Below are 13,473 nucleotides of genomic sequence, written 5' to 3'. Positions count from 1 at the left end.
CTGAGCCTTAGAGGACCGAGACAGAAGGATCATTGGATTCTTTCTGCATGCGCTCCTTTTAGCTCTTAGGCTAAAAGGTTTTTTATTTTATACGGAAAGCTGGGATACACAATGGTACAACGCAAACCGTTAACAACTGCAAAGATGAGGAAGATGAAGCAGGACAGCGTGCCTATTACGATGGTTACGGCGTATGATTATCCATCGGCAAAGCTGTCTGAAGAAGCTGAGGTTGATGTCATTCTTGTCGGAGATTCATTAGGGAACGTTGTGCTGGGTTACGATTCAACACTGCCTGTGACGCTTGATGACATGGTGTATCATACACGGGCCGTGAACAGAGGGGCGGGAAGCACATTTATCGTTGCGGATATGCCTTTCTTAACTTACCACGGGAGCTTGGATACGACTATGCAAGGCGTAGCCCGTTTGATGCAGGAAGGCGGAGCGAAGGCGGTTAAGCTTGAAGGCGGAGCCGAAATTGCGGCGACCGTTGAAGCGATTACCAAGGCCGGCGTTCCCGTCGTTGGACATCTGGGTCTGACCCCTCAATCCGTTCATCAATTGGGCGGTTTCCGCGTACAAGGGCGAAGCTCTGAGCAGGCGGAGAAGCTGATGCGCGATGCGAAAGCTATTGAGCAGGCGGGAGCCTTTGCAATTGTGCTGGAGCTTGTGACGGAGGAGTTGGCGGCGTGGGTGACGAAAGAGCTGTCCATCCCGACGATTGGCATCGGCTCAGGGGTGCATTGCGATGGCCAAGTGCTCGTCTTTCATGATCTGCTGCAGTATGGATCCTCCAATGTAACCAATAAATTCGTAAAGACGTACGCGAATATTGGGGAAACTATTCGAGCAGGCATCAGCGATTATGTAAAGGAAGTAAAATCGCGCTCTTTTCCATCGCCGGAACACACGTTTCATATGGACAATGATGTTGTTAAATATTTGTACGGAGATAAGGAGTAGTGGTTGCCATGGAAGCTGTCCATACGATGGAAGTGATTCATTCAATCGCCGATTTACGGGAACGAATTGCCGCGTTCAGGCGAAAAAGCGAGCACTCAGTCGGTTTTGTGCCGACAATGGGTTATCTGCATGAAGGCCATGCCAGTTTACTTCGCAAAGCCCGCGAGCAAAACGGACTTGTCGTCCTGAGCATTTTCGTAAACCCGCTGCAATTCGGACCTAATGAAGATTTTGATAAATATCCGCGTAATGCGGAGCGGGATTTGAACGTGGCGGAAGCCGAAGGCGTCGACATCGTCTTTATGCCCGAAGTGAAGGAAATGTATCCAAGCCAGGTGCGGACAACGGTCAGCGTAACAGGATTGACGTCAAGACTTTGCGGCGCTTCGCGTCCAGGCCATTTCGACGGCGTTGCGACAGTTGTCAGCAAGCTGTTTCATATTGTACAGCCGGATCAAGCTTATTTCGGCCTTAAGGATGCCCAGCAAATTGCCGTCATTCAGCAAATGGTGAACGACCTCAATATGCCTGTGGAAATTGTTCCATGTCCGATCTTGCGAGAGTCCGATGGATTGGCGATGAGCTCAAGAAACGTGTATTTGAATGATGAAGAGCGCAAGCAAGCGCTCGTCTTATCACAAGCGTTGATGAAGGCAAAAGATTACATCCAGGCTAACGCGAACTTTACAGCAGCTTCGCTGTACGACTTGATCACACGTCATATTGAAACCGCCTCGCTCGCGCAGATCGATTACGTTGAAGTGCTGGCCTACCCGACGTTGGAGCCTTTTGCAATGGAAAGCAGCCCTCATGCCGAACACTCGTCTATTATTATTGCTTTGGCTGTTAAATTCGGAAAGACTCGATTAATTGATAATTTGATTATATAATTTCATTCTTAATTTGATTCTTAAGTAAGGACGTGATCCCTATGTTTCGTACGATGATGAAAGCAAAAATTCACCGCGCAACCGTAACGGAAGCGAATTTGAATTATATAGGCAGCATTACGATTGACGAAGATTTGATAGATTTGGTGGATATGTATCCAAACGAGAAGGTTCAGATTGTCAATAATAACAATGGAGCGCGTCTCGAAACTTATATCATTCCGGGACCGCGCGGTTCCGGTGTCATCTGTTTGAACGGCGCCGCGGCACGTCTTGTGCAAACCGGTGACACGGTTATTATCGTTTCTTACGCCATGATGACGGATGAAGAGGCCAAGCGGCACCATCCGACGATTGCAATTATGGGCGAGGGCAACAAAGTCGCGCAACTGCTTAAAGAAGAAGAGCATTCGACCATTCTTTAATCTTCAGGTTCCGTAAAATAGACATTGATGATCTGTTATGAATGAAATCTTCGCTGTTTACAAAGAATGAGGATAAGCTTTCGAAGCAAAGGTGGGATGCCAAATGTTTAAGCATTTATTTTCCACAATGAACGAAGTTTTGGAAGAAATTCAAAAAGAGTATCCAAGCAGTGACGGGGACAAAAAAGCGGAGCTTGACGAACAATTGCAAGTGTTGAAGACGATGAGCGATGAATTTATTGAGGCATGGCTGCTTTTCGAGGAGAAACTGGGAAAGTTTTATGGGGGCGTACCGATAAGTACTCAAACCCTTCATAACGAGTTATTGGATCTTGATGTATCCGGCAAGCAAACGGAAGAGTTTCTGAGGGGACAGGGCTATTACAAGCTAACGATGTATGAGCAGGCCATTCATGAATTTGAGGCGTTGATTCAGCGGCAGCCGGATTTATTATTAGCTCGTGTATATTTAGCTATGGGTTACTTGCGCAAGGGGGAATATGGGGAAGCCTATCGCCATTTTCAGTTCCTCCTCCCGCTTACCGACAATACGAAGATGAAAGCTATTTCATATAATGCCATGGGTTGCATTCAGATCCAGAACCAGAACATGGAGAAAGCTTTTGAGTATTTTCAAAAAGCGTATCATACCGATCCTGCCTGTATGGAGCCGCTTATCAATCTGGACGAGTCCTAATGAATGGAAGTAGGTATTCCCTATTCCCTTTTCCTTATAAGATTTGGTATGCTAGGAGAAGCGCAGGACGAAGGGATTGAATGTATACGTCATGAAATTTGCAGTATTAGATTTTGAAACGACAGGAAGCCAGTCTGCGGATGAGATCATTCAGGTCGGGCTCGTCATTATAGATGAATTTGAAATTGTCGACAGGTATACTTCCTTGGTAAATCCAGGGATCGGTATACCTTCTTCAATTACAACTTTAACCGGAATTACCGATGAGATGGTCAAAGACGCTCCATCCTTGGATCAAGTGATGTCAGATATGTTTCCGTTGTTATTCGATTGCGTGCTTGTCGGGCACCATGTTCCGTTTGACCTGTCCTTCTTGCAAAGAGGGCTGACCAAAACCGGTTACCCGCCGTTCTCTGGACGCGTGCTCGATACAATGGATATGCTGAGGATTTTATTCCCATCGATTTCCAGTCTTCAATTAAGCATGGTGGCCGGATTATTTGGTTTAGATCATGAAAGGCCTCATCAGGCTGACAGCGATGCGGAGGTTACCGCACTCATTTGGATCATTTGTATGGAACGTTTACTCGGGCTGCCGCTTCTTACCGTACAGCGTTTATCGCATATATTCGAAAGCGGTGCCAATGATTTGGGCTGGTTCTTAGAAGAAATCCGGCTCTACAAAGAGTCGGAAACGAGTGTGGATATGGATGCGCATCGTTACTTCCGCCAATTTACGATCAATGTGAACGACTGGGGTGAAGAAGGTGAAATTCGTGAAGGCGATGACTTAGAAAGATTGGGTTCCTCCTTCGAAGAATTTCACAAAGGATTGAAAGCCGCGCTTCAACAAAAGTTCGAAGTGTTCGAGGAACGCGAATCCCAGGAGCAAATGATTCGTGAAGTCGAACTCTCGCTGAAAACCGATCAGCATTTAATGATTGAAGCCGGCACGGGCACGGGCAAATCGCTTGGCTACTTAATTCCATCCCTCTACTACGGCATAAAAAACGAGAAAAAAGTAATTGTTTCCACACATACCATTAATCTGCAGGAGCAGCTTCGCGAACGGGATATTCCGCTGCTTAAGGAGATCTTTCCCGTTGCATTTAAGGCTGCCGTCCTGAAGGGAAGAAGCCATTATCTTTGTTTGCGTAAATTCGAGAACAAGCTGACAACGCGGGATTATGAAAACGGCAAAGAAGATCCGGTGACTGCCGCGCAAATGGTCGTATGGCTTAGTGAGACGGAGCATGGCGATGAAGAGGAGCTGCACTTTGGCAATAAAGGCGCACAATTCTGGTACACGGTCGCAAGCGACACGGATTCCTGCTTGAACCGTATGTGCCCTTGGTTTAAGAAATGCTTCTATCATCGCGCCCGGAATGATGCCAATACAGCTGATGTCGTCATTACGAATCACTCGCTTCTGTTCACGGATATGAAGGCTGAGAATCGCCTTCTGCCCGCTTATAAGCACTTGGTCATCGATGAGGCGCACCATTTCGAGGAAGTGGCGAGCAAACATCTAGGCATTGAGCTGCATGCATCCGCCTTTTACCATTCCATGCAATGGCTGTACAAGGATAATCGCAGCGGCCAACTGCCCATGCTCCGTTTCCGTTTACAGAAAAATGACGATCATCCGGAACGGGTGGCTGCTTGGTGCCACAGTATAGATTCCTTATTTCCGAAAATCATTAGAATGAAAGAGGATTGGGATCGATTAAGCGATTCGTTATATGAGCTACTTTCCTCCAAGAGCGATCCGTCTCAATCGGAAAATTCGCAATATGTGCTGCGCTTGAAACCGGAATTGCTCCCTCCGAATTGGAATGAACTTCTCATTATGGAGGATAACATTTATCTGAATGCCAATGATCTGCTCCGTACGCTGGATAAGCTGCTGAGCGAGATTAAAGATATGCAGGACGTCTTTGAAGTTCAAGGTTTGGTTACGGATTTGAACGGCACGGTGAAGGAACTCTACAACCACAGAGATGCCCTTCATTTCTTTATGAAAATGGCGGACGAAGGCTATGTGTATTGGATGGAAGCCGGGACATACGCCAAAGCGAAGTCCTTGCAGCTTCTCTCCGTACCTACGGATGTGAGTTCGCTGCTTCAGACGCATTTCTTTGAAACGAAAGACAGCATTGTTCTTACGTCGGCAACTTTGTCCGTAAATAAATCGTTTCAATACTCGGCGGATCAGTTGGGACTGCGCATACCGCAGGATGAAGAGGCAGGGAAGCTTAAGACGGTTCAACTCCCTTCGCCATTCAATTACAGAGAGCAGGCGCTAGTCGTTATTCCACGGGATTTCCCTACGATTAAAGGCGCTTCCGGCGATCCTGTATTCATCCATGCATTAATCGAATCTCTTAGCGATGTTGCACTTGTGACGAAGGGGCGCATGCTAATCCTTTGTACTTCTAACCGGATGTTGAAGCAAGTCTATGCAGGAATGAAAGATCGCCTGAAGCCGCATGGCATTACTGTCCTTGGACAGGGTGTAGACAGCGGCAATCGCAGTAAGCTGACCCGCATGTTCCAAGACAACAAGATGTGCGTCTTACTGGGCACCAGCTCCTTCTGGGAAGGGGTGGATATTCCAGGCGATGCGTTAAGCTGTTTGGCGATTATCCGCTTGCCATTTCAGCCACCGAACCATCCGCTCGTTGAAGCCAAGTGCGAGAATATTAAGAAACGGAATGAGAACCCTTTTATGAAATTCTCCGTGCCCCAAGCTGTGATCCGCTTTAAGCAAGGCTTCGGCAGGCTTGTTCGGAGAGCATCGGATAAAGGGATTGTCATTATTTACGATACACGCGTCATTGATACGTATTATGGCAAACACTTCCTCTATTCTTTGCCTGGACCGAAGATTGAGCACATGACGACGGAGCAAATGCTGCCGAGGATAGAAGAGTGGATGGGGGAGGTGCAGGGGTGAAGTCGCAAAAAATATCCGAGGCGGTCGTTCGTCGATTACCCATTTACTTGCGTTTTCTGAATGAGTTAACGATGAAAAATATTATGACGGTATCTTCGCAGGATCTAGGTCAGAAGTTGGATCTCAATCCAGCGCAGATTCGTAAGGATTTAGCTTATTTTGGTGAATTCGGGAAAAAGGGGATCGGCTACGATGTTGCCTATTTGATTGAGAAGATCCGTCAGATTCTGAAGCTGGACCGTCATATTCAGGTTGCACTCGTAGGAGCAGGAAATTTGGGCAGGGCTTTATGCAATTATAATACTTATTTACGCAACGATATGAAGATTGTCGCTGTTTTCGACGTCTTGCCGAGCAAAGCGGGAGAGTCCATCAATAATTTGATTGTTCAGCCGATGCAGGACATGAATTCGACTTTAACCAGGCTAGGCGTGAGGATCGGTATCATCACAGTTCCCGCGGTGGAAGCGCAGAATGTCGCGAATCAGTTCGTGGAATGCGGGATCGAAGCGATTCTGAATTTCGCTCCTGTCATCATCAAGGTACCGCCTGAAGTACGTGTGCATCATGCGGATTTTACAACGGAATTGCAAAGCTTGGCCTACTATTTGGATTGAAATTGAAAACAAAGCTATCTCCCTTTTAGCAGGATGCTGAGAGGGAGATAGCTTTTTTAATACATACAATTCAAGTGAAAATTACTAATTTTCTTTAATATGGAAGTATATTCAACAAAAATGTGTATGTTTAGTAAACTTTTTAATTTTCGACAAAAGCCACCTTACTTCGACAATATGGGTGTGTTATATTTGATCCCATAAATGCGCAAACGTTTGCGCATTTCAATTTAAAGGCAATGTTACCTTTAAGGGTACAACCTCGGTGATTCAAAGGTTGTACTCTTTTTTGCGTTTAAATCACGAGAGGGGGATACGAATGAATCTTCATGCACTCTACCATCGTTCGAAGCAAAGTTGGGCTTATGCCTACGATGAGAAGACAATTAAGCTGCGATTACGAACAGCGCGCAACGACTTGGAGTCGGTGGATATTGTTTATGGGGACAAGTACAGCTGGAACGACACAGAACAAGCCGTACCGATGAATAAGTGGTTGTCCGATGAGCTTTATGACTACTGGGAAATGGAGGTTCAGCCACCTTACGGAAGGCTTAGTTATCGCTTTTACTTGAATTTTGGTGAGAAAAGGATTTGGTATTCAGAACGGTGGTGTAAGGAACAGCCGCCGGAAGAATCTTTTGGTAATTTTGAGTATCCCTATTTAAGCGCTGCGGATCTGATAAGCCCACCTGCTTGGGTAAAGGATGCCATCTTTTATCAAATCTTTCCTGAGCGCTTCGCCAACGGTGACGCCTCCATTAATCCTGCACAGGTCGAACCGTGGGGAGAGGCGCCTCAAACAAATAACTACTTTGGCGGTGATTTGCAAGGGGTCATTGACCATCTGGATTATTTGACAGAGCTAGGGATTACAGCAATTTATTTTAATCCATTGTTTCATGCGCCATCCAATCATAAATATGACACGATCGATTATTGGAAAGTCGATAGTCAATTTGGCACGAATGAAACGTTAAAACGTCTCGTTGAAGCCTGTCACGAGCGAGGCATCCGTGTTCTCTTGGATGCTGTGTTCAATCACTGCGGTCGTTATTTCCCTCCTTTTGTGGACGTATTGGAGAAAGGGAAAGAATCGATTTATGCAGATTGGTTTCTCGTCAACGAGTGGCCATTGCATGTGAAGGAGAAGGGGGCCAGTTACGAGACGTTCGGCTTTGAGCCATCAATGCCCAAATTTAATACGGCTAATCAAGAACTCACGGACTATTTGCTGCATTTAGCTAAGTTTTGGATCGAAGAGACAGATATTGACGGTTATCGGTTGGATGTAGCCAATGAAGTGGATCATCGCTTCTGGCGTAAGCTTCGTGAAGTAGTTAAGGCAGCGAAGCCCGATGCCTACTTGCTTGGGGAAATCATGCATGACTCGATGGCATGGCTGCAGGGCGACCAGTTGGATGCGGTTATGAATTATCCTGTGACCGATTTTATGCTGAAGTTTTTTGTTAAGGATATGATGGACAGCCGAGAGTTTGCCAACGCCATTGCAACGCAGCTTTCTTACTATCCGCAACAAGTCAATGAGGCAGCGTTTAATCTGCTTAGCAGTCATGATATCCCTAGACTCTATACCTTGTGTAAAGAAAACAAAGAGCGGATGAAGCTTGCTTCTATGTTCCAATTCACGTATCCAGGTGCACCCTGTATTTATTATGGGGATGAAATTGGTATTACGGGCGAAAATGATCCGGATAACCGCAAGTGTATGGAATGGGACATCTCCAAGCAAGACCGGGAATTGTTTGGTTTTTTTCAGTCTCTGATTGCTTTACGCAAAAAGTATGCTGCTCTGCGAAATGGCGAATTTCAATTTCTGCTCGCTGAACCTGGAGATTTTAGGCTGGCCTACGAACGCAAGTTAGGAAAAGAACGGTTCGTCATGTTGATGAATGCTTCGCCACACGCACAGCGAGTAGATATCGCTATTCCCGAAGGGCTTTGGGAGGAGCCGTTGACGGGTATCAAATATGAGCTGAAGAGTGGGTCGTATTCCGTCATTCTTCCTAAATATGGTTTTCAACTATTACATGCCATGGAGGTACAAGTATGAAAGCACTAGTGTGGACGGATCGGCATAAGTTGGAACTTTGTCACATGTCCGAACCGGTTATTCAATCAGCTGGCGAAGTGAAGATTGAAATTAAGATGACAGGAATCTGTGGCACGGATCTCGCCGTAGTAACAGGGAAAGAAGAGGGAGTCCCAGGTATTATTCGTGGACATGAAGCTGTCGGCACCATTATTGAGATCGGTGAAGAGGTGCAACGTTTACGTGTAGGAGACCGCGTCGTCATTGATCCGAACCGCAGCTGCGGACAGTGTTATTATTGCAAACGGAGTGATCCGCATCTCTGCGTGGGATTAGACGGCAAAGGCATGCCAATTGCAGGTTTGAATGCACAGGGAACATTTGCTAAATACGTAGTTAGCGATGAAAAGTATGTACATAAATTGAATGACGCGGTGAGTTGGGAAGCAGCTGTTCTGATCGAGCCAGTAGCTTGCGTCTTGCACAATTTTCACGTTGCAAGGGTGACTAAGGAAGATGCTGTGCTTGTTCTTGGATCCGGCCCGATGGGCATGTTGAGCCAATACGTAAGCGCTCGACAAGCCAAAGTCACCATAGCGACAGAGGTAAATCCTTTTCGCTTGGCTTTTGCGCAAGATGTCGCAGATATGGCGTGTAGACCGGATCAATTGAGCGAAGAAATATTAGCATCCTTAGTTCAGCATGGAAAGTTCGATGTCGTAATCGATACAGTAGGCACTCAACTGGAGATGGCTGAACGCTGGATAGACCGTGGGGGGAGAATTGTCGCTTTTGGGATCAACGCGAACTATCAGCATACGATCAAACCTACGGCTTATGTCCAGCAGGCCATTCAACTCATTGGCGCAGGTGAATATCGGTACAAATTTGAAGAAGCTCTCCAATTTGTAACGGATCATCCGGATTTGGCGCGGTTCGTCACACGAAAGTATGCGCTGGACGCTTTTGAAACTGCGATTGCTGAGCTGTTGGGAAGGCAAACAGATTTGAATAAGGGGGTGATCAGTGAAACCCTGAAAACAGTTTTTGTTTTCGACTAAATGGATACGACCATACTGGGAAGGGAGAGAAGGATATTGATTTCAAAGAGAAAAGAGAAGCAATTGGAGAGTCTTATCGGCTATTTATCCCTCCACACAGAGAAAGAAGGAGAATCGTTTTGGATTCCTGCGATTTGGAATGAATGCGGCTATACGCACATTCTCGAAGAAAAGGAGGGTGAGATTCGGGTTCAACCCTTTGCGTTTTTAACGGAGCACCTGCGCTACTTATTAGAATTATCGCAAGGTTATGGTTGGACAGAGCGAACAGACTTTGCTAATAGTGTCATCTATTCCTCCTTAGTCCGTTATACGACGGCTTGGGATTACGATCACGATGGAGAGATTGAATCGGGGACTTTTCTTCGGATGATGATCCTACTTCCTTTACTGAAGAAAATGGGTGTTACGATTCTATATCTTCTTCCGGTTAATCGCTACAGCAAACTGAATTTGAAAGGGGATATTGGCTCCCCTTATGCAGTGCAAACATTATTCGATTTAGATGCGAATCTGCACGATCCGCTGCTTGACGGCTTGGGGCATTGGTCCATACATGATGAAATGTCGGCTTTGGTCGAAGCTTGCCACATGCTTGATATTAAGGTAGTTATTGATTTTATCCCTCGCGTGACAGCTCGTAATAGCGAATTTATTCGCGAGCATCCGGAGTGGGTGTATTGGATCAAAAATGAAGCGTTAGAAGGCTTTCGGCCACCGAACATTCCAGAGCTCGGTTTTTTTGAAGAATGTACGCCGGACAAACTGGAAACCGTCTACTCGAGCAAAGAAACACAGGCATTCCTGGAGCAGTTTTCACATCCACCCAATCAAGTAAACCCAGACAAGTGGGAAGAGTTGAAACGGCGTTCTGATGAGACGGGGGAAGAGTTGCTTACCCTTGTCGAGTCGCATATGGGAATTACTACGTCTCCCGCTCACTCTGATTGGATCAATGATGTGCAGCCTATTTGGACGGATATTACATTTTTGCGGCTCTATCAAGACTTCGCTCCTCCTGTCAGGCAGTTCGTCAAACCGGATCAAGCTCCTTACGTGCTCTTCGATACGATTAAATGCAATTATTATCCAGGAGAAGAACCTACTGAGGAGCTATGGAACGTACTTGAGAAGGCCGTCGAATTTAACTTGGACACGTACGGCATTGACGGTTTCCGTATTGATATTGGACATGTTCTGCCCACTCCGCTTCTGACGAATATTTTCTCGAAGATACAAACCATGAAACCGGATGCCATTCTCATTAGCGAAGATCTGTTTAACAGAAATCATGAAAAGGCAGCGGCTACCGGATACAACATTATGCTTGGCAGTGGCTGGAATATTATGACCCAAATTACAAAGGAGAATTTAATTAGCTACGCCTCCGAGCTGCCTCAGCTAAAGCTTCATGTTTTTGCATGTGCGGAAACGGCGGATACCCCGCGAATTACGAGTCGAGGCGGGGTTAAGCTAGCACGGATGATTAGCGTCTTCAATCATTTCTTGCCGAACGCGATTCCATTCTTAACAACGGGGTTCGAGGTTAATGAAGAACAACCGCTGAATTGCGGACTTGGCGACAATACGAATGGGGCAGAGATTCCAAGAGCTTTCTTCAATCAACTGCGTATTCACTGGACAAATCCGCAACCGATGCTGCCTCTTCTGGAGCAGTTGCATCATTGTAAGTTGAAGTGGCAACCATTGATTGCACCTGAACATTTCTTCATTCCAGAATCACCTGAAGGCGTTGTAATCTATGGTTATCTGCACAAACATGAACTACTTATTGGCTGTTTCAATTTAAATCCTGAGGAAGCGGTCGAGTTTCCTTTGAACGCATTCATCCCAGGGATCAATCAATTCACTATAGAGATAGACACCGAGGCAGGGAGCAAGAGAGACATTCGAGAGGATGAAACATTTCTGCTTGGCCCGAATCAGGCTGTCATATTATCAAAAATCGGTAGAGAGTGAACGGAAATTTGAGGGAGGAACCGAATGATGGCAACTAGAGATAAAGAAATTATACTTTGGCATGAGTTTGATGGCCCTGGAGATACGTCTATTGGGGTCCTGGAGGACATTTGCCGAATGTACTCGGAACGAAATGGCATCCGTGTGGTTCCAGAAGTAATGGGTATTCAGGAACTCGGCAGACGGATAGGCGAGGTTGCAGGAACGAATCTGGCACCGCATGTGGCGTTTGTACCAGCTGATATGGCCAGCTATTATGTACAAGGACAATATTCGCAGGTTCCGAGTGATTTTAGTGAGGGCTTACTGGACAATGAGGCGCTAGCTACGATGCAAGTCCGAGGCTTGCAATATGGACTTCCTGCACTGTTAGGTAACCATCTCGTTCTCTATTATAACAAAGAAATATATGGAGAGGCTCCGCAATCATGGGAACAGGTTGCGGCTATGCTGCCCGAACTTCAAGCTAAACAGATCATACCGGTTGGTGCTGACCTGGAGCAGTCCTATTGGTTTATCCCTTTTTTAACAGCATTTGGCGGGTGGCCGATGAAAGATGGCAGACCCGATCTTATCCATGATGCTATGAAACAAGCCCTTCAGTTCGTGCATACTCAACTGGAGGAAGGACATATCGTTAGTTTGAACGGATCGAGAGATCTACTCGAACATTTCATTTCCGGTCAAGTTGGCGCTATCATTTGCGGAGAGTGGAACTTCAATTATTTGACGCAGCATATGCAGGGAAAACTAGGTATTGGAAGGCTCCCAAGTATTGGGGGCAATGACTCCATTCCGATGTCCTCATCGATCGGGATGATCTTCCCTAATCGAGCTTTAGAGAGCGAACTGAAGGATGAGCTGCGATCTTTCGCACGTTTCATGCTCAGCGAAGAGTGCCAATTAAAGTGGGTGAACGAGGTACAGCGGATACCCGCCAACCGTGCTGTTCTCCAGTACTTGGCAGCTAATAGTTCACCGAATTGGGTTGAAATTTTGTCATTGCTGCAAGAGAGCCGTCCAATGCCTATTGATCCATTGATGATTCACAATTGGGTCGCAATGGAGCATGGACTCCGAGTCTTGTTGGAGGAAAAGGATACAGATGCTGCACTGCGGAAAATCGAAAGCACGCTAAATGAAGCACTATTGGAGGTCGGAGAACAATGAAAATAACGATATTCAGCCAAATTTCGATAGATGGAAAGCTAACCTTTGGGCAAGGAGCTTCAAGTAAAGAGCTCTTCAGCCTGTTTAACGCAACGGATATCGAATTTATCCATAAATTTCGCGGACAAGTGGATGGCATTATGGTTGGCAAAAATACCATCCACACCGATAATCCATTTCTCACCAATCGGTATGAGGAAAACAAAAATCCAGTGCGTATCATTCCAACGTCGACACTCGATATCCCGCTTGATAGCAATGTGCTCACTGATAATGGCAGAACGATCATTGTTACTACAGAGCAAGGCGCTGATCCTGAGAAAATCAAGGTTATTCGAGATCGTGGAAAAGAATGTCTCATTTGCGGCACCGATAAGGTTGATTTCTTAGAGCTGGGTATGCAACTAGAACAGCGATTCGGCATCAGGAGTTTGATGGTCGAAGGAGGCGGTTTTCTGAATTGGCACGCCTTTGATCAGGATGTTGTCGATGAAATTATTCTCATGCAATTGCCCATTATTATTGGCGGCGCAACGAATATCACGTTGGTGGACGGCGAAGGGTTTCCTGATCTGTCTTTTACGAAAAAGTACAAAGTGATTGAAGTTTTGCCAAAGGAAAACTATACGTTGATGCGATATTCGAAAGCGGTGTAAGG

11 protein-coding genes are annotated in these 13,473 nt (G+C 46.1%); all 11 read left to right on the top strand.

Going from position 1 to position 13,473, the window contains the following annotated elements; all coding sequences use genetic code 11:
- Positions 1–111: 111 nt before the first annotated feature.
- The 11 genes from panB (at position 112) to ABRS97_RS07130 (ending at position 13,471) form a co-directional block, all read left to right on the top strand.
- Positions 112–966 (top strand): 3-methyl-2-oxobutanoate hydroxymethyltransferase, encoded by an 855-nt coding sequence (gene panB / locus ABRS97_RS07180; protein ID WP_367812408.1) that lies wholly within the window; start codon positions 112–114, stop codon positions 964–966.
- A gap of 26 nt (positions 967–992) precedes the next feature.
- Complete coding sequence (panC, locus tag ABRS97_RS07175; protein ID WP_367812869.1) at positions 993–1,856, top strand: pantoate--beta-alanine ligase; 864 nt, start codon at positions 993–995, stop codon at positions 1,854–1,856.
- Between the two features lie 41 nt (positions 1,857–1,897).
- The gene (panD, locus tag ABRS97_RS07170) at positions 1,898–2,281 is read left to right on the top strand and encodes an aspartate 1-decarboxylase (protein WP_367812406.1); all 384 of its coding nucleotides are present in this window, start codon (positions 1,898–1,900) and stop codon (positions 2,279–2,281) included.
- 103 nt (positions 2,282–2,384) lie between these two features.
- The gene (locus ABRS97_RS07165) at positions 2,385–2,978 is read left to right on the top strand and encodes a tetratricopeptide repeat protein (protein WP_367812404.1); all 594 of its coding nucleotides are present in this window, start codon (positions 2,385–2,387) and stop codon (positions 2,976–2,978) included.
- A 91-nt stretch (positions 2,979–3,069) separates the two neighbouring features.
- Positions 3,070–5,934: an ATP-dependent DNA helicase DinG gene (dinG, locus tag ABRS97_RS07160; RefSeq protein ID WP_367812402.1), complete on the top strand. Its 2,865-nt coding sequence runs from the start codon at positions 3,070–3,072 to the stop codon at positions 5,932–5,934.
- The gene (locus ABRS97_RS07155) at positions 5,931–6,551 is read left to right on the top strand and encodes a redox-sensing transcriptional repressor Rex (RefSeq protein ID WP_367812400.1); all 621 of its coding nucleotides are present in this window, start codon (positions 5,931–5,933) and stop codon (positions 6,549–6,551) included. Before dinG ends, ABRS97_RS07155 begins: the two co-directional genes overlap by 4 nt.
- A 319-nt stretch (positions 6,552–6,870) precedes the next feature.
- Positions 6,871–8,625 (top strand): alpha-glycosidase, encoded by a 1,755-nt coding sequence (locus ABRS97_RS07150; protein WP_367812398.1) that lies wholly within the window; start codon positions 6,871–6,873, stop codon positions 8,623–8,625.
- The gene (locus tag ABRS97_RS07145) at positions 8,622–9,665 is read left to right on the top strand and encodes a zinc-dependent alcohol dehydrogenase (protein WP_367812397.1); all 1,044 of its coding nucleotides are present in this window, start codon (positions 8,622–8,624) and stop codon (positions 9,663–9,665) included. The genes ABRS97_RS07150 and ABRS97_RS07145 overlap by 4 nt, the downstream gene beginning before the upstream one ends.
- Positions 9,666–9,701: 36 nt before the next feature.
- The gene (locus ABRS97_RS07140; RefSeq protein WP_367812395.1) at positions 9,702–11,645 is read left to right on the top strand and encodes an alpha-amylase family protein; all 1,944 of its coding nucleotides are present in this window, start codon (positions 9,702–9,704) and stop codon (positions 11,643–11,645) included.
- A 24-nt stretch (positions 11,646–11,669) separates the two neighbouring features.
- Positions 11,670–12,815: a sugar ABC transporter substrate-binding protein gene (locus tag ABRS97_RS07135; protein WP_367812393.1), complete on the top strand. Its 1,146-nt coding sequence runs from the start codon at positions 11,670–11,672 to the stop codon at positions 12,813–12,815.
- Entirely contained in the window at positions 12,812–13,471 is a 660-nt protein-coding gene (locus ABRS97_RS07130) for a RibD family protein (protein WP_367812391.1), read from the top strand. The genes ABRS97_RS07135 and ABRS97_RS07130 overlap by 4 nt, the downstream gene beginning before the upstream one ends.
- The last annotated feature ends 2 nt before the right edge of the window (positions 13,472–13,473 follow it).

Source organism: Paenibacillus tabacirhizosphaerae (assembly GCF_040812395.1).
In the GTDB taxonomy this organism is placed as follows: Bacteria; Bacillota; Bacilli; order Paenibacillales; family NBRC-103111; genus Paenibacillus_E.
Note: the sequence above shows the minus strand (reverse complement) of the source record. Positions and strands in the feature narration are given on the sequence as shown.

Bases quoted from the DNA above. Each gene is read 5' to 3' on its own strand.
- panB (WP_367812408.1), top strand. From the start codon at position 112: ATGGTACAACGCAAACCGTTAACAACTGCAAAGATGAGGAAGATGAAG.
- panC (WP_367812869.1), top strand. From the start codon at position 993: ATGGAAGTGATTCATTCAATCGCCGATTTACGGGAACGAATTGCCGCG.
- panD (WP_367812406.1), top strand. From the start codon at position 1,898: ATGTTTCGTACGATGATGAAAGCAAAAATTCACCGCGCAACCGTAACG.
- ABRS97_RS07165 (WP_367812404.1), top strand. From the start codon at position 2,385: ATGTTTAAGCATTTATTTTCCACAATGAACGAAGTTTTGGAAGAAATT.
- dinG (WP_367812402.1), top strand. From the start codon at position 3,070: ATGAAATTTGCAGTATTAGATTTTGAAACGACAGGAAGCCAGTCTGCG.
- ABRS97_RS07150 (WP_367812398.1), top strand. From the start codon at position 6,871: ATGAATCTTCATGCACTCTACCATCGTTCGAAGCAAAGTTGGGCTTAT.
- ABRS97_RS07145 (WP_367812397.1), top strand. From the start codon at position 8,622: ATGAAAGCACTAGTGTGGACGGATCGGCATAAGTTGGAACTTTGTCAC.
- ABRS97_RS07135 (WP_367812393.1), top strand. From the start codon at position 11,670: ATGATGGCAACTAGAGATAAAGAAATTATACTTTGGCATGAGTTTGAT.
- ABRS97_RS07130 (WP_367812391.1), top strand. From the start codon at position 12,812: ATGAAAATAACGATATTCAGCCAAATTTCGATAGATGGAAAGCTAACC.